We start from the raw sequence: 20277 nt of genomic DNA on the forward strand, positions 1-20277 counted from the left end.
ACCCTAAGCCTCGGCAGCTTAGGGTTCTCCAAAAGAAGCAGCGGCACGTTCGTGCATTCTGCTCATTTTAGAACCCTTGTCAGCCTCACTGGACTTCTTTTAAAAGGTTTTCTGTATTCGATTCATTTGACTCGTCATCATCCGCTTTTGGCTGAGGCAGGATCAGGTTTAACAAGACACCTGTGATGGCAGCAAGTGCCATTCCAGATAGCGTGAGGTTGATTTGTTTCACCTCAATGAATGCCCCGCCAATTCCGATGACTAAGATGACTGATGCGATAATGAGATTACGTTTTTCTTCAAAATTCACTTTATGATCAATCAGAATTCTCAGACCGCTTGAGGCAATGATCCCAAAGAGCAGGAACGAAACGCCTCCCATGACCGCGGACGGCACTGTACTGATTAATGCTGAGATTTTTCCGACAAAGCCGAAGCAGATAGCAAAGACTGCTGCTCCGCCGATGACGAAGATACTGAACACTCTTGTAATGGCAAGGACGCCGATGTTCTCTCCATACGTTGTTGTCGGTGGTCCGCCAATGAGTGAAGCGAAGATTGTCGCCGCACTGTCTCCTAAAATGGAGCGATGAAGACCAGGTTTTTTAATGAAATCTTGCCCTACAACTTTACTTAACACCACTTGGTGGCCGATATGCTCAGACATTGTCACAAAGGCAACCGGCACCATCACAGTGAGAATGCTTAATGTCACAGCAGGTGTGTAATCGACAAATGGTACGACGAAGTCTGGTACAGCAAACCATTTTGCATCTATGACCGGCTGAAAATTTACAATGCCTTGTGATAAGGCAAAGAGATAGCCGCTGATTATGCCAATTAATACTGGAATCAAGCTTAGGAAGCCTCTTAGGAAAATCATGCTGATAATCGTGACAGCCAGTGTGAAGCCGGCGACCGTTAAGTGCTTCAGGCTGTAAACAAGCTCAGTGGCATTTGGATCAACATACATCGCCATGTTAACAGCTGTTCCAGCGAGTCCAAGTCCGATGACCATAATGACCGGCCCTACGACGACTGGCGGCAGAAGTTTCATCAGCCAGCCTGTGCCAAGCCATTTTATAAATAGTGCAATGAGTGCATACGCGACACCCGCCATGAAGGCACCAACCATTGCGGCTCCAGGGCCGCCTGTTGCTTTGACATTCAGTATGGGGGCGATAAAGGCAAAGGACGAACCAAGATACGCCGGAATTTGGCCTCTTGTGATGATTAAGTAAACAATCGTTCCAACACCGCTTGAGATGAGCGCGACGGCTGGACTCATATCGATGATTTTTGGTACTAGAATGGTCGCACCAAACATGGCAAACAAATGCTGAAGGCTAAGCGACAGCCATGTGAACGGTTTTGGGATATCTCGAATGCCTAAATTGGCTTTTTGCTGACTCATGATTTTTCCTCCTAGATGTGTCCTTTTTCATTAAAAAAGCCTCTTTGCAAGTATGCGCAAAGAGGCCTAGAAAAACCGTACACGTCTTGTTAACCGTGCTCAGTGTCTCTGTTATTGCCCTCTTTGCAAACTCTCTGGAATGCATTTAAAAAGGTTATTTTTCATATATAGCGACAAGGTCGTTTTGATCTACTTCATTCAGTTGAACCATCACTGTCTCTGCTTTTGATGTCGGAATGTTCTTCCCGATATAATCCGCTCGAATCGGCAGCTCCCGGTGTCCCCGGTCGACGAGAACAGCAAGCTGAATGGAAGATGGTCTTCCTACATCCACTAGGGCATCCATGGCAGCTCTGACGGTTCTGCCTGTAAATAGGACATCATCCACGACAATTAGTGTTTTGTCATTAATGTCAGCTGGAATGTCTGCACCCTTCACAAGCGGGTCTTGGTTGTCTGTCTTTTTTGTCAGGTCATCACGGTATAGCGTAATATCAAGTTCACCCACTATGACTGGATTTCCTTCAATTTGCTCAATGCGCTCTGCAAGGCGCTTTGCAAGATGAATGCCTCTTGTCTTGATCCCCGCAAGGATGACATCTTTCATCCCTTTGTTGCGCTCAATCATTTCATGTGCAATTCGGGTCAGCGCTCGTCTGATTGCTTGTTCATCAAGAATGACTGCTTTTTGTTCCATCTTTTACACCTCTTTTTGACAAATAAAAAGCCCCTTCTGCAAAGGGCAGAGAGGGGCGTTCATTTGTGCATACACGTGCACAAATTGATCCGTTATCCTTCTCAGCCTCTCTGGACTGTTTTAAAGAATCTTGATTTCTTCGTTCATTATTTCAAAAAAAGAACGGCCTGTCAATCGTTATTTCTTAATGAATCGATAAAGCCCCGCATATCAGCAGGAACTGGTGCTGTGAACTCGATATATTCGCCTGTTCTTGGATGATCAAATCCTAAAACACCTGCATGCAGCAGCTGACCATTGAAATCGACTGTCTTTCTCGGTCCATATTTCGGATCTCCTGCAAGCGGATAGCCGATATATTTCATATGAACACGAATCTGGTGTGTTCTTCCTGTTTCAAGTCGGCACTCCACCAACGTGAAATCCTCAAAGCGTTCAATCACATCAAAATGAGTGACGGCTTGTTTTGAACTTTCTTTTGTCACTGTCATGCTTTGGCGGTCTTTTTTGTCTCTGCCAATTGGGGCATCAATTGTACCTGTATCATGCTGGATAATGCCATGAACAACAGCTGTATATTTTCTTGTGACAGTCTTAGCCACAAGTTGATTGACGAGTGATTCATGCGCCATATCGTTTTTTGCGACCATTAACAGCCCAGACGTGTCTTTATCAATGCGGTGGACTATGCCAGGACGCATCACTCCATTAATCCCTGATAAATCTGTGCAATGGGCCATTAGACCATTTACTAGTGTTCCTGACACATGACCTGGCGCTGGATGAACGACCATTCCTCGTGGTTTATTCACTACGAGCACATCTGCATCTTCATAATATATATCAAGATCCATTGCTTCTGCTTCTACATCTAGTGCTTCTGGTTCTGGAATCTCGACTTTAATTTGATCTCCAGCTTGTACTTTGTAATTGGCTTTCACTTGCTTCCCATTTACTTCGATCAGCCCATCTTTTACCCACTGCTGGACCTGGGTTCTTGACCATTCTGGTTCTGTCGTGCTTAGAAATTTATCAAGCCGTTCACTTGTTTGTTCTTCTGAAACGGCAATATTTACTTGATTCATGTAGTTGACTCCTTCGTTTTCTTTCCATCTAACAGCATTTGAATGAAGAGCAGAATAACTCCTACACATAGAGAAGAATCTGCAATATTAAAGATTGGGTAGTGATAATTCCCAAAGACGAAATGAGCAAAATCTACCACTTCCTGACGGAAAACGCGGTCGATAAAGTTCCCAATCGCTCCGCCAAGCATTAAGGCAAGTGCAACTCCAAGCAGCTTGTCCTTTTGTCCATGCTTTTGCAAATAATAAACAATTCCCGCAATAACAACGAGTGTGATCACATAGAAAAACCACATTTGTCCTTGGAGAATTCCCCATGCGGCGCCTGAATTTCGGTGAGACGTGATATAAAAGAAGCCATCAATCACTGGATAAGAATCTCCGAGCATCATATTTTTGACAATGAGCCATTTTGTTAATTGATCTAAACAAATCATCACGAATGCGATTATGTAATAGAACACACACGTTCCTCCACTTTCATACTTTGATCTTTAAGCATTTTATCAAGAAAACAGGGAGGAGTAAAGAAACTTTAGTTGACAGACAAAAACCTCCCTACATGTGGAAGGCTTCAAAATGAGAATCATCTGATTCATGAGGATAAGGAGTGAATGCTTTTTTCTCGTATTGCTTATGATATAAAAAGTCGTCAACTGTGCGGGCGGTAGGAAGAATACTCATTTGTTCAAGCGGAATGACATCACCTGTTGCCTCACAAATACCATAGGTTCCTTGCTCCATTTTTGCAATAGCGAGAGACACATCTTGAAGTTCTTCTTTGATGTGGTAAAGAAGCGTGGCCGTTTGGACCTCGTTCATTGAGACATGCTCAGCGGGTGAACGAAATGATGTGTATTCAAAAAGTTTAGCTTGCAGCTCTTCTTTCATTTGAAGGAGTTCCGTGTAAATCGTCTCTAGGTCGCCAATCATGTCGCTATTTCAACTCCTGCCCTGTCGTGATAATCATATTGTTGCCCTGGCTGTCCACTTTAAAGCCATAAGATTTTTCCTTTCGTTCTAAACGCTGTCATTTTCGCAAAAAAGAAAACGCCCCGCATATGGCGGGGCGCTAGTTGGTCTTATCACACTGTTAATTCTGGTAATATTTTTCCACGATTTCAGCATTTTTCAGTGACAATGTTGGGTATTTCGGATTTGCACCAACATCTTTAGAAATAATACGAGAACGTTCGCATAGTTCTCCTTCTGCTTTTTGAACCACAATTCTTCCTGAAGTGTATTCAGGTGCGGATGTGTCAGCATTTTGCGCATCTTCTACCGTTAATTCAGAGATGATAAAGAGCTGTTTCACATCTTCTTTAATGGATGCAAGAAGGTTTTTCACTTCTTCTGTCGCATAAAGGGTCACACTTGCTTCAAGAGAACGTCCGATCACTTTCTCATTACGCGCAATTTCGAGCGCTTTTAGCACATCGTCACGCACTTCCATAAAGCGGTCAAACTTCGCTTCTGTTGCTTCTGCTTGAGAAACAGCCACACCTTTTGGCATATCTGTTAATTGAACACTTGGCTCTTCAACAAAGCTTAAGTGGCTCCATAATTCATCTGCTGTATGCGGAAGAATTGGTGCAGTCAGCTTCACTAACGCCATCAATGTTTCGTAGAAGACCGTCTGCATGCTGCGGCGGTCTGGATGATCCGCATGCTCAATGTACACGACATCCTTTGCAAAGTCGAGATAGAAAGAACTTAGCTCAATTGTACAGAAATTGTGAATCGCATGATACACGACCGCAAATTCGTAATCATCATATGCCTTTTTCACTTTCTCAATCAATTTGTTTAATTTGATCAAGATATATTGATCCACTTCGCGAAGCTCTTCTACAGGCACCGCATTGACTGCTGGATCAAAGTCAAATAGGTTACCGTGCAGGAAGCGGAACGTGTTACGGATTTTACGATAGACTTCTGCTACTTGTTTTAAGATATCATCAGACACCGGGTGATCGGCTTGATAGTTGACAGAAGATACCCAAAGTCTTAGAATCTCCGCCCCAAGCTGCTTCGCTACCTTTGTTGGGTCAATTGTATTGCCTAATGATTTACTCATCTTGCGTCCTTCTTTATCAAGCGTAAAGCCGTGGCTCAGAACACCTTTATACGGTGCTTTTCCAGTGACCGCAACTGCTGTTGATAAGGAAGAGTTAAACCAGCCGCGATATTGGTCAGAGCCTTCAAGGTAAAGGTCTGCCGGACGAACAAGGTCATCTCTTTCTTCTAAAACGGCTTGGTGAGAAGAACCGGAATCAAACCATACATCCATGATGTCCTGCTCTTTTGTGAATTCACCGTTCGGACTGCCTGGATGTGTAAAGCCTTCTGGCAATAGTTCTTTCGCTTCTTTTTCAAACCAAATATTCGAGCCATGTTCTCTAAATAATTGAGAGACATGCTGAATGGTTTCGTCCGTGATGATTGGCTCCCCATTTTCAGCATAAAAGACCGGAATTGGAACGCCCCAGACACGCTGTCTTGAAATACACCAGTCGCCTCTGTCACGCACCATATTGAAAAGGCGTGTCTCGCCCCATGCTGGCACCCATTTCGTTTCTTTAATATTGTCTAGAAGCGCTTCTCTGAAGTCTTTAATCGACGCAAACCACTGAGCGGTTGCACGATAAATCGTTGGCTTTTTCGTTCTCCAATCATGCGGGTAAGAGTGCGTGATAAAGTCGAGCTTTTTCAGCGCGCCTTTTGCTTCAAGCTGTTCTGTGATAGCTTTATTCGCATCTTCGTAGAATAGTCCTTCAAAACCAGGCGCTTCTTCTGTCATGACACCTTTTTCGTCTACTGGACATAGTACGTCTAGACCGTACTTCATGCTGACAATAAAGTCATCCTCCCCGTGACCTGGCGCTGTATGAACACAGCCTGTACCTGCATCTGTTGTCACGTGATCACCAAGCATCACAAGTGAATCTCTACCATAAATCGGATGCTCTGCAACGACGTTGTCTAATTCTTTTCCTTTTAATGTTTTCACAACTTCATACTCTTCAAAACCAAGCGTTTTTGCCACTTGTTCAACGAGTTCAGATGCAACAACATATCGCTCAGCACCCACTTGAAGAACGCTGTACTCTAGGTTGGGATGAACACAAATACCAAGGTTTGCAGGAAGTGTCCAAGGTGTTGTTGTCCAGATGATGAATTGTTCGTCGTTTTCAAGTACGCCTTTTCCATCTTTCACTTTAAATGAAACGTAAATGGATGGTGAACGTTTGTCTTTATATTCAATTTCCGCTTCAGCAAGAGCTGACTCACTTGAAGGAGACCAGTTAACTGGTTTTAATCCTTTGTAAATATAGCCTCTCTTCGCCATTTCACCGAAGACAAGAATTTGCTGCGCTTCGTACTCAGGCTTTAGCGTGACATATGGATTGTCCCAGTCTGCTCTGACGCCTAATCGCTTAAACTGATTGCGCTGTCCTTCGATTTGCTTCCAAGCATACTCTTCGCATAGTTTGCGGAATTCAGCTGTAGACATTTCTTTGCGTTTGACTTTTTTATTTTTTGTGAGTGCTGTTTCAATTGGTAAGCCATGTGTATCCCAGCCCGGTACGTACGGTGCGTGGAACCCATTCATTGATTTAAAACGGACAATAAAATCTTTTAGAATTTTATTGAGGGCGTGCCCCATATGAATGTCACCATTCGCATATGGAGGTCCATCATGCAAAATAAAGGTCGGGCGTCCTTTTGTCCGCTCTAAAACCATTTGATAGATGTCTTTTTCTGCCCACTCCTCTTGGATTTCAGGCTCTTTGTTCGGCAAGTTCCCTCTCATAGGGAATTCTGTTTTCGGCATTAATAAGGTGTCTTTGTAGTTCATACCCATTCCTCCATATGCAAATTCTGATTAAAAAACAATAAAAAAAGCCCTCTCATCCCATAAGGGACGAGAAGGCTTGTCTCGCGGTACCACCCTTTTAGACAAGCGCTATTGCCGCTTATCCACTCTAAAATCGTAACGTGATCAGACGCCTTTTCTTACTGATCATTTCAGAAAAGGAACTAAAGGGGTGATCTCATTGCAGCATCTCGTAATGTCAGGCTTCCACCACCCCTGATTCGCTTTATTACGTATATGACAACTGCGAGTGTCCCTTTCAAACGTTTATCTCTTGTTAATTTATGATGGTATTATATGCAACATGAGCGTGTCATGTCAAGATGATGCGCTTATTCTTTTTCGTCAAAGACAGCGTCAACTTCATATTCCAGTAAATGATCCCAATCGTCATTTTTTAGAAGATCAAGCTGAGCTTCGATGAGCATTTGGAAGCGAGTTCTAAAGACTTTTGACTGCTTCTTAAGCTCTTCGATTTCCATCGCAATCTTTCTTGATTTAGATAGCGCTTCGTTGATAATACGATCTGCATTTTTCTCTGCTTCACGAATGATCAATTTCGCTTCTTTATCAGAATGACGTTTGACGTCTTCTGCTGCTTCCTGCGCCACAAGAATTGATTTGTTTAACGTTTCTTCAATTGTTGCAAAATGACCTAGTCTTTCGTCAAGCTCGTTTACTTTTTCTTCGAGTTCATTCTTTTTGCGAAGCACGATTTCGTAATCTTTACGTACTTGGCTTAAAAACTCATTTACTTCATCTTCGTCATAGCCGCGAAAGCTTTTTGTGAACGTTTTATTATGAATATCATTAGGTGTTAATGGCAACCTCGCCACCTCCAGATTCAAGTTCGTTATGTCAGAAGCTCAAATGTTACTTTAAATTTATCTTTTTTGGTCTTCCCATCAATTGTTTTGAGGCTAAAGCGGCCAAATCCCCTGACAGAGAGCTGATCGCCTTCTCCAATTGTAAAGGAAGGGTCCTCAGTGACTTTCCAGTTAACTTTAACAAGCCCATTTTTGACAAAAAGTTGTGCCTTTTGCCGAGATTGACGGCTGATTGCAGCACATACCGCATCAAGCCGTAGTGAAGAAATCGTATCTTCTTTGATGTCAGTCTTACTGGTAACCGGCTTTAAATCTGCCTGCGTGATTTCCTCTAATGATACGGAGGCTCTGCCGACATGCGTCAGCTGCGCCCGTACAAAATCAGCAACATCACTCGTACAAATAAACTGCACATCTTCCTCTGAAAATAACAGATCTCCAAATTTTTGACGCTTCAAGCCTGTCCCAATCAGTGAACCAAGGAGCTTCGGATGTTCTAGCGAAATAAACTTTTTCGCATAGTTCACTTGAAAATAAGACAGCTCAGCATCCTGAGTAGCCGGTTCTAAATATTCAGGATAAATGAGCGCTCTTTTCCGCTCCGCGCCTTCATACCCGCCAAAAAACATGATTCCAAGCTCATCAGCATGCTGGATGACGGACTGGGTAATAAACTGCTCCCGCGGATCAAGAAAGTCTGTTAATTTCATTCGATATTGGTCAAGTGCGATTTTTTTCCAGCCTAACACTTGGTCAACAAATGGCTGTTCGTCTTTTCTAAAATGTTGATAAATATCGCTCATTTTGTTCCCCTCTTATGTAAAAGAGCCTGGCAGTGCCAAGCCCGGCAGCCTGTCTACATGAAGCGTGCAATCATATTGTAAAGACCAGTTAGTCCGTATAATGATGCAAAACGAATCACAAGCAATGCCACAATTGGCGAAATGTCAATCATGCCAATTGGCGGAATAATTTTACGAAATGGTTCTAAATACGGTTCACAAATATTTGTCAGAAAGCGCCCAATTGCTGTTTCTCTTGCAGATGGCACCCATGACATGAAGATGTAAATAATAATCGCGAACGAGTAAATCGTTAATACAGTTTGCAAAAACTGGAAAATGTAATATAGAATCACTATGATTTACCACCTCTGAGGTTCTTCCTCTGTCAGAAGTTCTGATATTGTGCCAGATACATCCACATTATCAGGTGTGCAGAGGAATATATTCGAGCCAATGCGCTGGATGTCTCCACCGATTGCATAAACAGTTCCGCTTAAGAAGTCGATGATTCGCTTTGCTTGATCGTGCTGAATGCGCTGCAAATTGACGACGACTGCACGTCTGTTTTTAATATGGTCTGCAATCTCCTGCGCTTCTGCATAAACACGCGGCTCACTTAACACCACTTTAGAGGATTTCTGCACGCTTTGCAAGCTGACGACATTTTGTTTTCCTGTCTGCGGACGCTCTTGAAATGCCGCTTTGTCCTTCGTTCCTTTTTCTTCTTGGACTGGTTCTCTTTCTTCATCAATATATTCGTACTCATACTCTTCATCGTCGAGAGTGAAAAAGCTTTTAAACTTATTTTTTATACTCATGTCACGCACCTCCTGTTTCATTTCCAACAAGTGAAGAGCCAATCCGAACGAATGTCGCACCTTCTTCAATTGCGATTTCAAAATCATTTGACATGCCCATCGATAAATGCTGACAAGGTGCATTTACTTGGTTAAGATGTTTTACTTCTTCTTGAAGGTTTTTTAATGTTTTAAAGCAGTTTCGTATCACAGTGTGATCATCTGTAAATGGAGCCATTGTCATCAGTCCAGCAATTTCAATCTTTTTGAAATCAGCGAGCTGCTTCACAAATGGAATCACGTCTTCACTTTGCAGGCCGTGCTTTGACTCCTCCAGCGATGTATTCACTTGTACAAAACAGCGAACCGTGTGATCCGCTCTTTTTTCAATTTCATTCGCAAGTGAGATCCTATCGAGCGAATGTAAGTAGTCAATGGTCTGAATGACAGATTTTACTTTTCGTGTTTGTAGACTACCGATGAAGTGCCAGCTAATGCTTTCATCGGTTATAGATGCTTGTTTTTCAAGTAACCCTTGGTCACGATTTTCACCAAAATGCAAGATTCCTGCTTCTTTGGCTTCTTGTGCTCGTTCAATTGAGACATATTTTGTGACAGCGACGACGGATACATCGTCTGGGTTTCGACCGGCTCTTTTACATGCTTCTTTTATTTGTTCATTTATTTGTCTGAGATTCTCTCGTACATTCAATTGCTCTTATGCCTCCTTAAACCCGACAAAAGACATCATACGTCCTGTTTTTCCTTGATCACGCCGATGTGAGAAGAATAGCTGATCATTGCAGCTTGTGCACATCGAACTGACATGTATGTTTTCTTCTTTCATCCCTGCATGAAGCAATACGTTTTTGTTTAATGTTTTTAAGTCTAATTTATATTGTCCTTGTGATATCACGGAATACACATCCTCTGTAGAAAAGGGAAGCTGTTTCACTTGATTTAAGACTACATCATCCACTATGTAGCAGCAATTGCCAATGGATGGTCCAATGACGACTTGTATTTGATCGGTCTTAGCACCTTCTTGGTTGACCCATAGATCTACCATCTTTGCACCAATTTGCTTGACGGTTCCTTTCCATCCGGCATGGGCTGTTCCGATGAGGCCATGTTGCGGAGCTAGAAAATAAAGCGGAACACAATCGGCGAAACAAAGAGCGAGCATGATGTTCGGTTCAGACGTATATAATCCGTCAGTTCCAGGCAGTGCCTCATGATAATGAAGACTTCCTCTTCCTCTTTGCTCCTTGGTGACTTTCTTGATGCGGTCCTCGTGTGTTTGGTCTGCAAACACCCAATCAGAGAGCGGCACAGCAGTAGCATCTGCTATGACTTGACGATTCATTTGGACACTAGAAGCATCATCTCCTACATGGAGTCCAGTGTTCAATGATTGATATGGAGAAAGGCTGAAGCCGCCATTTTTTGTCGTAAATCCGGCCAATACCTCTTTACCAGAACATGTCATGTTCGTCCAATCATGAATCATCATTGCATCAGGTGATTTCTGCTGAAAGGGGTCATAATTGTGTGTCAAAGCTGCCTCCCACCTTTCATTCATCTCTCTTTATATCGCTCCTATTTTACCACAAGACATGCGTAGACAGTTAGTGGGATTCATTAAATATTACACTCAAATGTGCCCTTTCTACAGGTTTTTTTGCAAATTGATATGAAAACGTAATCTTTTTACCCGAAAAAGACATTGTTTGCTGAGAATGGAGAGCTTTTGTTAAGGATTATTAAATGATTCATTGAGGAGTTATACGAATTTTAAGAAGATAATCGGACAAGTATCACATCTTCGCCAATTTTTACTATATTTCGCCACGGCACAATCATTTCCTCTTCTTTTCCGAAAAATCCCATCATTTTACCTGTTCCGCCGATAATGATTGCTTGTATTTTACCGCTCGTCACATTGATATCAATGTCCCCAATGGTGCCTAGTTTTTTTCCGCTTGACACATCGACAACATCCTTGATTTGGAATTCAGAAATACTGATCATCTGTCCTTCCCCGCCTTTCGTTTTCTACTATAATATGTATGATGGAAAAGCAGGGACGCAGACCAATAGTTTCTTTTATCTACAATTTACTTAAGTGAGGACGGCCATTTCTCCACATCACATCTACCGCACATTCAAAGAAGGAAGAAAGCAAATCGCTTGTCATCATCTCTTTTGTTTTCCCTTGATCAAAAACAGATCCATTTTTTAATAATAAAGTGTGCTGAAAAACAGGCAAAATCTCTTCTGCATGATGGGTCGTGTAAAGCATCGTAGGCGCATCAGGCTTTGATGCAATGAATGAGATGGTCTCTAGCACCTGTTCTCTTGCTAAAAAATCAAGACCCGTCACAGGCTCATCTAAAATCAGGAGCTTAGGATCATTCATTAAAGCCCTCGCAATCAGGACTTTCTGCTTTTCTCCTTGTGAGAGTGTTTCATATGGCCGGTTCGCATATTTGAACGAACCAAATGCTTTTAATAGATCAATGGCTTTTTCTCTTATCTCATCTGTCGGGGTTTCGTAGAGTCCAATGGAGGCAAATGCCCCGCTGAGCACAATTTCAAATGCATTGTCGTCTCTGTGCAGTTTCTTTTCAAGTCCTGCAGAAATGAGCCCAATTTTCTTCCTGAGCTTTTCGCCAAGAGCCTCCTTGCCAAAGACATGCTCCAGCACGGTCATCTCACCTGATGTAGGGAAATAATATGAACAGAGCATATTTAATAAAGCGGTTTTCCCCGCACCATTTAAACCGTAAAGCACCCAGTGCTCCTCTTTGTTCACCTGCCAGTCAACAGACTGAAGCAACCATTTTCCATTTCGTTTTAAAGAAACATTCTTTAATTCAAGTGACACCATCATTTCCTCCTGATTAAAAATTCTGAATAAACAAATAATGAATGTTTACAGCATACCGCAATTGATCTTTCTGGTAAACCTCATATAAAAAAGCTGCTCCTTTTGAGGAACAGCTTTTCTTTATCGTTACGAAATTTCAATTCGTACGCCTTCTTTTATATCAGGAAACGTGTGCGGAGATGCAAAGACAGCTCCCGGTAATACATCATCAAACGGCTCTTGGAAGTAGATCGAAATATGGCCGAGTTCTTTAAAATTGTCATTTGCTTTATTGCCGAGAGCTGTAATCGTGTACGTTTGATCGCCCACTTGAATGGTACCGCCCAATTTCAACGGCTCTTCTTCTAAGTGTTCGAACTCGTGAATGACGGACATATCTCTTAATTCCTGCGGCGCTGCGGGTCCAAATAAAACAATCAGCTTATCTTCTTTAAATTGCGGGACTAATATCCCGATTTCTTTTACGACAGATTGTGTAACCATGTATCTCGATTCCTCCTTTAATACGTTTAATACATACCGAAGCTGGCAGCGTATGCGATCACAACAGATAGAACCCCTGTAATGAGACGGCTATACAAAACAGCTGGTACTCCATATTGTACCGTTTCCGGCTTCGCTTCACCAAGTGATAGCCCAACTGGAATGAAATCACACCCTACTTGACCGTTGATGGCAAATAGTGCAGGAAGTGCAAATTGAGGCGGAATATTCCCTAGTGCAATTTGACTACCAATGAGAACACCGATGACTTGTGCAATGACTGCACCAGGTCCTAAGACAGGTGATAGGAATGGCAATGTACAGACCACAACGAGTAGTAAGAGTCCCCATATAGATCCTGCCAGTGGTGATAGAAAATGGGCAATCAAGTCACCAATTTTTGTATAATTGATAATTCCAATTAACATACTGACAAATGCCATGAATGGAATAATGTTTTTCAAAAGCATATCAACGGAATCACGACCAGCCTGATAGAACGTACCGGTAACTTTGCCAATTCCTCTTGAGAACCTCATCAAGAAATTCCCTTTTTCCTGACGCTCGAGATTTTCTTCTTTCAGTTTTGAATAGGTTTCTTTGAAATTCTCTTTGTCAATCGGCTCACTGTTATCCTGACCTTCTACTTTTGCCTCACCACTTGATGCATCCGCAAAGGAAATATCTTTTTCTGTGACGCCTGATACGAAGATATCCTCTGTAATATGTTTTGCAAGCGGTCCAGAAGGAGAGGATGCCAAAACGTCTACAGTTGGAATGCGCTTCATTGGATACAGTCCGATTCGCGCAGTTCCTCCGCAGTCAATGACAACACACATCATTTCATCTTCTGGTATCGAGTTTTTAAAGCCATCACATGCTTCTGTCCCTGTCATTTCTGCAATTTTACGTGCAACTGGGTGAATGCCTCCCCCTGTAATGGAAACAACCTTTCTTCTTTTACCGGTTGGTTCAAGCTCCAAGCCTTGGCCCCATCCGCCAGCACCTTTTGCTACAAATACTTTGTGGTTTGTCATGTCTAACCCTCCCCTATTGTGAATTCGCTTTCATTTTTCCTGCTAAGTACTTTGTAATCCATTCAGTAATAATACCGCGAAGTAAAATGACGACGATCCCGACTAAGAAGTACCGAACAGCAAGCTCTGACATTGAGTACCCTGCTTCTTTAATCCCGTTCGCAATCCCTAAGTAGACAAACAGTTCTCCTGCGTTGGCATATGGGAACAGTGATGTCACCGGATGAACAAATGAAACAGCTGAATCATAGAATGCTGGTTTTTGTTTTTCCGGTAAGAATCGGCCAAACGTATAAGCCATTGGGTTTGTCAAAATAAGTACGGATAAGATCGGCATTAACGTGTAGCGTAAAATGGTATATTTCGCAGCAAACTGAATTGCTCTATTCACTCGCTCTTCTCCAATAAACTTCATGACAGCATAAGTGAAAGTAAGTAACACAACAAGCGTTGGAACGATACCTGTAACAAGACCCATGAATTGCTTTCCGCCGGCTTCAAACATTCCGATAAAGTGCTCTCCAAACCATTGAATCCATTCCATGTTTCATCTCCCCTTTCTTTAGTTCACATTTGTTATATTTTTTTTCGAAATCGAGACAAGTGCCTGTTCAGCTGCCATGGAAAGTGCGTGCATGACAGCTGGCCCCTTTTTGCGTTTTTTCAACGTCTGCTTCATCATATGGTGCTCGTCTAACACAGCCCCTACATGCTTTCCTTCATATGAAGGGACTTCTTTAAACTTAGATAAGATCGACACACCGCCAAGCACATGGCATTTTTGAATGATATACGATTCATCCACAATGATGAGCGCAATGGCACCAGGGCCAACTTTGCGCCGCTCCATTCCTGAAAATAAGTGGTAACCTTGCTTCCCTCTGTAATCATCAATAAGTGAATCCATGCTCTTGCGGTAGTACTTGATTTGAATAAAAGATAACCCGTACTGCACAATGAGAATGATACAAAGTACGATCGCTAATTTTTCCACAGCTTCACGCCCTTATGATTGAAATAAGTGATCTTGTAATGAACGCAGCTTCCAGACCGTTGTGTTTGAATCAAGCTCTACATCATCGTGAGTGAGGAATTGTCCTAATTTGATGTCTTTTTTCGCTACGACTTTTCCGCTAATTAAGCCAATTGGAATGTGGCCGTTCGTTTTCATGTCTTGATGTGTTTCAAGAACACCTCTTACGGAGTATCCGCCAATTCCGTCAAGTGATTCTCCAGCTTTGATATCTCTTTTCGCCACAGCGACTGTTTCTGATACTGGTACACCAATTGGGTGAATAGATGAATCATGTTGTAAGACCGCTTTTGCGATGGTAACAGGTGTTTCAAGACTCGCTAAGTGGAAAGGACGGTAAAGTGTGTAGTGTGGGCCTTTTCCAACTTTTAAGTAACGCAGCTCTTCATCTACTGGCTCAAGATCACTCTTCACGATGACAAATACACCTGGTGCAAGTCCATTGACATATTCAACGACTCCGAAGTTATCGAGCACGCCGCCTTGCTGTTTTTGATTCAATTTATCTGCAACATTTTCTAAATTCGCTTCGACTCCATGCATACCGACTTTATCTGGTAGAAGCCCTGTTGCGTTACTTAATAAGTTCATTTCCGCCATTGTTTTTGTTCCGTCTTGGAATGCAGCTAGCATATGTGCACTCATATGTTTACTATCTGCTTCTGCTTTACACGTATCTGGATTTGCTTCTGGGAAGAATGGGTTGTTCTTTCCTTTACCAGCAACGAGTACCTCAAGCCCCATTGTTTTCGCAAATTCATATAATTCTAGTGTTGCTGCTGGTTCGTCTCCAGCTGATCCTGAGTAAACAAGTCCTGCATTTGTGAACAACTTATGCATAACCAAGCCGATGGTAATATCAACTTCTACATTTAAAAGAACGAGATGTTTTTTTGAATTAAGCGCTTCCAAAGAAATGTTTGCTCCGACCTCTGGGACACCTGTTGCGTCTACGACAACTTCCACGGAATCTGATTGAATCACTTCTCTGTAATCATTTGTGACAACCATTTGATGCGGTTTTGCATGCTGCTTGTAAAAATTCGCTGCCTTCTCTGCTGCACTAAGGTGGATATCACAAACACCAGCAACAATCATGCCTGGAATTTTAGAAATTTGTGAAATGAGTCCAAAGCCCATTTGGCCTGCACCAATAATCCCTACTTTGATTGGATCTCCACTACGTTCTCGAGCTAACAATTGTTGATAGATTGACATCTAAATCATCCTTTCAGGTTTTCTTGCTTCTCGGGTAGATTGCTAGAAATATAATCTGAAACTTTTAACAAATGTTATAAAAATTAACAAAAATCTGTTTCTTGTAACATTTGTTATTTTATTTATCATTTGTTATGAACTTAGTTTATATGATGTGTCAACTTTGTGTCAAGCTAAAATCGATAAAATTTTCAATCTTTTTGAGTCTAAAGACTCAAAAAAACTACCTAATGATATTAGGTAGTTACTTTAATAAGGCATCTCCAGTTCGTTCATCGGTAATTAATACATGAATTAATCCACCTGCTAATGCCGCCCGAATGGCTTCAATTTTCTCTTCACCACCTGCAACACCTATGACAAGCGGAATTTCTTTTAGCTTTTGCGGGCTTATGCCCATCACCCGGTCGTTCCATGGGTGGGGATATACTTCCCCTTGATGGTCAATAAAGTTATAGCAAATGTCACCTGCTACATCTTTCGCTTGAAGGATGTCTTCTTCGCCGCTTGTCATATAAGATTTCACCATCGTTGAATGCTGCGGGACACCACCAATTCCGACAACTGCGATATTTGATGATTCTCCTAGTTCAATGACTTTTTTGATCGACGGCTGCCGGATCAGGACATCTTTCGCTTCTTTCGTATCAAGCATGACGGGTACATGTAAAAATTCACATTTAGATTTGAGTGCCTCTGTGCATCTCGCAATAATATAGTTGGCGTGGATATCTACGTCTTCATTTCCCACACCTCCGACAAGCGGAACAAATGTCACGGATGGATAATGCTGAACAGACGTAAGCGCTTTCGCCATTTCATGCAGCGTGGTCCCTGAGGAAAACCCAATGACTTGTCCATCTTTCATCACTTTTAATAAAAAATTTGCCGCCGCGGCTCCGATTCGGCTTTTGGTTGTGTCTTTGCTGAGTGTTTCCACACAGACAACTTCTCTCAGTCCATATTTGCGTTCTATTTTTCTTTCTAACGACCCATACTGTTGGTTGACTTCATCATGAATAATGATTTCCACGATTCCTGCTTCACGTGCTTTTGCCAAATATTTCGATATGAGCGAACGACTAACCCCAACCGCTTCTGCGATGTTAGATTGAGTGGCGCCTTCTTCATAATACATATGCGCAACCTTAATGAGCAGCCTTCTTTCATCATGGAATGTCATAATAACCCTTCTTTCCGCTTAAGTGTTCCCTAACAAATGCTATCTAAAATAACATTTGTTAAAAACAGATTAAATGAAAAAAATAACAGAGTCAATACTAGAGGCGTGTTCTCTCATAAGAATGAAAAAAGCCGCACATGAAGCGGCGGCTTTAAAAGATGTTTTTATTCATTTGTTTAATGGCTGCTTTTTCAAGCCTCGAGACTTGTGCTTGAGAAATTCCGATTTCCTCAGCGACTTCCATTTGCGTTTTGCCTTGGAAGAAGCGTTTGCGAAGAATCATTTTTTCCCTGTCGTTCAATCTGCGCATGCCCTCTTTTAAGGCCAATTCTTCCACCCATTGTGTATCTTTGTTCCGTTCATCACTAATTTGATCCATCACATAAATCGGATCTCCTCCGTCATTATAGATCGGTTCAAACAAAGAGACAGGATCTTGAATCGCATCTAAGGCAAAGACAATTTCCTCATGAGGCACTTCCAGCACTTTGGCAATGTCTTCTGCAGTTGGCTCCTTGCTTGTCTCACTAATCAGCCTCTCACGGACCTGAAGTGCCTTATAGGCAATATCTCTTAGTGAGCGAGACACCCGAATCGGGTTGTTATCACGCAAGTATCGACGGATTTCTCCTATGATCATAGGAACCGCATAAGTTGAAAATCTGACATTGTGGCTTAAATCAAAATTATCAATTGATTTCATTAATCCGATACAGCCTACTTGAAAGAGATCATCGACATACTCGCCTCTGTTGTTGAAACGCTGAATCACACTTAAAACCAACCGTAAATTGCCATTGACTAGCTTTTCTCTTGCTGTATCGTCACCCTCATCTTGCAGCTGTCTGAACAATTTTCTCATCTCGTCATTTTTCAGAACAGGCAGCTTGGAGGTGTCGACTCCGCAGATTTCCACTTTATTTCTGGACACTTTTTTCCCTCCCTACAGGAGCTGTTGTACAAAGTTCAGTATCTCCTTGGGATGGAAAAATATGCACGAGCGATGACGAGAATCATGAGAAAAAAGGTTGTTTCCTTTGACAGTGCAGGGACAGAGCTTTCCAAAAAAATTTTTAGACCATTTTATTAAATTCTTTTTGTAATCGTTTAATGATTCTTTTTTCAAGCCTCGAAATATAAGACTGAGAAATCCCAAGCATGTCAGCAACATCTTTTTGGGTTTTTTCCTCACCGCCAACTAAGCCAAATCTAAGTTCCATGATCTGCTTTTCGCGGTCATTTAATTGCTCTAGCGCTTTTTTTAGCAATTTTTTATCTACATTTGCTTCAATATCGCGTGTGATAATATCATCATCTGTTCCAAGTACGTCTGATAAAAGCAGTTCATTTCCGTCCCAATCAATGTTGAGCGGCTCATCAAACGAAACTTCTGACCGGATTTTGTTATTTCGACGCAAGTACATCAAAATCTCATTTTCAATACATCTCGACGCATATGTTGCAAGTTTGATCTTTTTTTCTGGGTTAAATGTATTGACTGCTTTGATCAAACCAATGGTTCCGATACTAATTAAGTCCTCAATATTAATACCCGTGTTCTCAAATTTTCTTGCGATGTAAACGACTAAACGTAAATTTCTTTCAATTAAAATCGCTCTTGCGGTTTGATCACCTTTTGGTAATTTGACAAGCAGCTCCTGCTCTTCATCCTTTGATAATGGAGGCGGGAGCGCTTCACTTCCACCAATATAATATATTTCATCACTCTTTAGACCTAGCTTCATGAGGAGTTTATACCAGTAGTAAGTGAGTTTAAATTTTATTTTTTTCATCTTCTTCTCCCTTCTAAATGTCAAGTTGACCTCGTAAGATAAAAGACATCACCAAAAACTACGACACCCCCTGGATGATTTTCCCGTCTAACATATCTGGATGAATGATGGATTGAAATTCCTGATCTGCCGATAAGCCGCTCAGACTCAACCCTACAAAACACTTAGCTGGCTGAATCATATGCGTCTTTGAATAAATGACAACTGTATCTGGTTTTAGGCATAGTAGAAAGCCGTGATCATGACCGACTGCTCGATATGGAACAAGTCTTAATCGATCAAGAAGAGGAAATTGATCATCGATCTTTTGCATGACTTCAACAGGATGAGACTGTTTCATGAGGTCTATAAACGATTCTCCGCAAATGGCCGTTAGATGGTCGGCCTGGACGATCATAACCGGTGTTTTGGTCATAGGATCATACAGCTGGTTGCCAGAATCAACGAGTCCCTTTAAACGAATGGTCTCTCCGTGAATGTGTAGTTCCACAAGCACTTGTTCATCATATTGTCTTTTTTTCGTACCAACCTCTCCTAATCTTTTCTTTGAAAACAGCCAAATTGCAGGAAACCCAGTTAAAACAAAAAGCCAGCTAATTGGATCACCAAAGCCATCATTTTGTGAAATCAGCAGACCATTTTGAATCACTGTATTGGTTTGCAAAAATGAATGAACCCCGATCATGCCTCCTCCCATCAAAAATGTTACAAAGTAAAAAGCAAACAGATTTTGAAAAAAGGAACGAAATCTTTGAAAACCAAAGGTTGCAAGAACGATGAAGATAGAAAAAAGTAGTTTGCCTAAAGGGTGTGACACAACCATTGCAAATGGTGTAAAGAGCAAGAGAACAATGCTCGATCCAATGAGAGCTCCTAACATATATCGCCTTTTTTTTACTTGTCGTTTGAGAATAAATGCAGTGAGTAAGAGAAGCAATAGATCAAAACAAAAGTTTAACAGCCAAATCACATCTAAATAAATGACCACCTTCTGCTCCTTTCATCTGAAACAAAGAATCAAAAGCAGTACTTGCACTTGTTTGTACCAGTATAAAACAGTCATGAGATGGAAGTCTGTCAATTCTTGTTGGGGATGATAGAGAACTTTTGGTGGATTGTTATTGTTTTTGTCGAGGATTGAGAGAGATTTTTCTGGAC

At 41.8% G+C, this 20277-nt stretch carries 23 protein-coding genes and 1 other annotated feature; all 23 genes read right to left on the reverse strand.

Translation table 11 applies throughout. The features are described 5' to 3' along the window. Positions 1-85: 85 nt before the first annotated feature. The 23 genes from GPS65_RS09120 to spoIIGA all read right to left on the reverse strand — a co-directional run bounded on the left by GPS65_RS09120 (position 86) and on the right by spoIIGA (position 20107). Positions 86-1414, reverse strand: coding sequence for a solute carrier family 23 protein (locus tag GPS65_RS09120; protein ID WP_119124817.1), 1329 nt, complete (start codon positions 1412-1414; stop codon positions 86-88). A gap of 154 nt (positions 1415-1568) precedes the next feature. Then, positions 1569-2111, reverse strand: a complete 543-nt coding sequence (gene pyrR, locus GPS65_RS09125; RefSeq protein WP_012009892.1) for a bifunctional pyr operon transcriptional regulator/uracil phosphoribosyltransferase PyrR — start codon at positions 2109-2111, stop codon at positions 1569-1571. A 170-nt stretch (positions 2112-2281) separates the two neighbouring features. After that, positions 2282-3196: an RluA family pseudouridine synthase gene (locus tag GPS65_RS09130; RefSeq protein WP_119124816.1), complete on the reverse strand. Its 915-nt coding sequence runs from the start codon at positions 3194-3196 to the stop codon at positions 2282-2284. Then, complete coding sequence (lspA, locus tag GPS65_RS09135; RefSeq protein WP_012009890.1) at positions 3193-3660, reverse strand: signal peptidase II; 468 nt, start codon at positions 3658-3660, stop codon at positions 3193-3195. The genes GPS65_RS09130 and lspA overlap by 4 nt, the downstream gene beginning before the upstream one ends. Before the next feature lie 94 nt (positions 3661-3754). Further along, positions 3755-4129: a TraR/DksA family transcriptional regulator gene (locus GPS65_RS09140; protein ID WP_119124815.1), complete on the reverse strand. Its 375-nt coding sequence runs from the start codon at positions 4127-4129 to the stop codon at positions 3755-3757. Positions 4130-4289: 160 nt separating this feature from the next. Next, entirely contained in the window at positions 4290-7055 is a 2766-nt protein-coding gene (gene ileS / locus GPS65_RS09145) for an isoleucine--tRNA ligase (RefSeq protein ID WP_119124814.1), read from the reverse strand. Between the two features lie 59 nt (positions 7056-7114). Continuing rightward, positions 7115-7346 (reverse strand) — a binding site (T-box leader). A gap of 59 nt (positions 7347-7405) precedes the next feature. Further along, a complete protein-coding gene (locus GPS65_RS09150; protein ID WP_003211323.1) occupies positions 7406-7900 on the reverse strand; it encodes a DivIVA domain-containing protein in 495 nt (164 codons plus the stop codon). A gap of 26 nt (positions 7901-7926) precedes the next feature. Then, complete coding sequence (locus GPS65_RS09155) at positions 7927-8703, reverse strand: YlmH family RNA-binding protein (protein ID WP_119124813.1); 777 nt, start codon at positions 8701-8703, stop codon at positions 7927-7929. A gap of 53 nt (positions 8704-8756) precedes the next feature. Further along, positions 8757-9038: a YggT family protein gene (locus GPS65_RS09160; RefSeq protein ID WP_119124812.1), complete on the reverse strand. Its 282-nt coding sequence runs from the start codon at positions 9036-9038 to the stop codon at positions 8757-8759. A gap of 6 nt (positions 9039-9044) precedes the next feature. Further along, the gene (gene sepF / locus GPS65_RS09165; RefSeq protein WP_003212271.1) at positions 9045-9503 is read right to left on the reverse strand and encodes a cell division protein SepF; all 459 of its coding nucleotides are present in this window, start codon (positions 9501-9503) and stop codon (positions 9045-9047) included. A 1-nt stretch (position 9504) separates the two neighbouring features. Next, entirely contained in the window at positions 9505-10194 is a 690-nt protein-coding gene (locus tag GPS65_RS09170) for a YggS family pyridoxal phosphate-dependent enzyme (RefSeq protein ID WP_088001540.1), read from the reverse strand. A gap of 6 nt (positions 10195-10200) precedes the next feature. Then, positions 10201-11064 carry a peptidoglycan editing factor PgeF gene (gene pgeF, locus GPS65_RS09175; RefSeq protein ID WP_119124811.1) on the reverse strand — a complete coding sequence of 288 codons (864 nt, stop codon included), beginning with the start codon at positions 11062-11064 and terminating at the stop codon, positions 10201-10203. Positions 11065-11276: 212 nt separating this feature from the next. Next, positions 11277-11513: a YlmC/YmxH family sporulation protein gene (locus GPS65_RS09180; RefSeq protein ID WP_008344958.1), complete on the reverse strand. Its 237-nt coding sequence runs from the start codon at positions 11511-11513 to the stop codon at positions 11277-11279. A 79-nt stretch (positions 11514-11592) separates the two neighbouring features. After that, entirely contained in the window at positions 11593-12369 is a 777-nt protein-coding gene (locus GPS65_RS09185) for an ABC transporter ATP-binding protein (protein ID WP_119125692.1), read from the reverse strand. Between the two features lie 129 nt (positions 12370-12498). Then, positions 12499-12855: a PTS glucitol/sorbitol transporter subunit IIA gene (locus GPS65_RS09190; protein WP_007499733.1), complete on the reverse strand. Its 357-nt coding sequence runs from the start codon at positions 12853-12855 to the stop codon at positions 12499-12501. Between the two features lie 26 nt (positions 12856-12881). Then, on the reverse strand, positions 12882-13892 hold the full coding sequence (srlE, locus tag GPS65_RS09195; RefSeq protein ID WP_012009881.1) for a PTS glucitol/sorbitol transporter subunit IIB: 1011 nt from the start codon (positions 13890-13892) through the stop codon (positions 12882-12884). A 13-nt stretch (positions 13893-13905) separates the two neighbouring features. Next, a complete protein-coding gene (gene srlA / locus GPS65_RS09200; protein WP_003210918.1) occupies positions 13906-14436 on the reverse strand; it encodes a PTS glucitol/sorbitol transporter subunit IIC in 531 nt (176 codons plus the stop codon). 18 nt (positions 14437-14454) lie between these two features. Further along, entirely contained in the window at positions 14455-14886 is a 432-nt protein-coding gene (locus GPS65_RS09205) for a transcriptional regulator GutM (protein ID WP_003212289.1), read from the reverse strand. 12 nt (positions 14887-14898) lie between these two features. After that, the gene (locus GPS65_RS09210; protein WP_012009880.1) at positions 14899-16143 is read right to left on the reverse strand and encodes an NAD(P)H-dependent oxidoreductase; all 1245 of its coding nucleotides are present in this window, start codon (positions 16141-16143) and stop codon (positions 14899-14901) included. Between the two features lie 244 nt (positions 16144-16387). Further along, positions 16388-17326, reverse strand: coding sequence for a sugar-binding transcriptional regulator (locus GPS65_RS09215; protein WP_012009879.1), 939 nt, complete (start codon positions 17324-17326; stop codon positions 16388-16390). A gap of 151 nt (positions 17327-17477) precedes the next feature. Next, on the reverse strand, positions 17478-18257 hold the full coding sequence (gene sigG, locus GPS65_RS09220; RefSeq protein WP_003211879.1) for an RNA polymerase sporulation sigma factor SigG: 780 nt from the start codon (positions 18255-18257) through the stop codon (positions 17478-17480). Between the two features lie 142 nt (positions 18258-18399). Further along, on the reverse strand, positions 18400-19119 hold the full coding sequence (gene sigE, locus GPS65_RS09225; protein ID WP_012009878.1) for an RNA polymerase sporulation sigma factor SigE: 720 nt from the start codon (positions 19117-19119) through the stop codon (positions 18400-18402). 58 nt (positions 19120-19177) lie between these two features. Further along, positions 19178-20107, reverse strand: coding sequence for a sigma-E processing peptidase SpoIIGA (gene spoIIGA, locus GPS65_RS09230; RefSeq protein WP_012009877.1), 930 nt, complete (start codon positions 20105-20107; stop codon positions 19178-19180). Positions 20108-20277 lie beyond the last annotated feature (170 nt).

Source organism: Bacillus pumilus (assembly GCF_009937765.1).
Lineage (GTDB): Bacteria > Bacillota > Bacilli > Bacillales > Bacillaceae > Bacillus > Bacillus pumilus_O.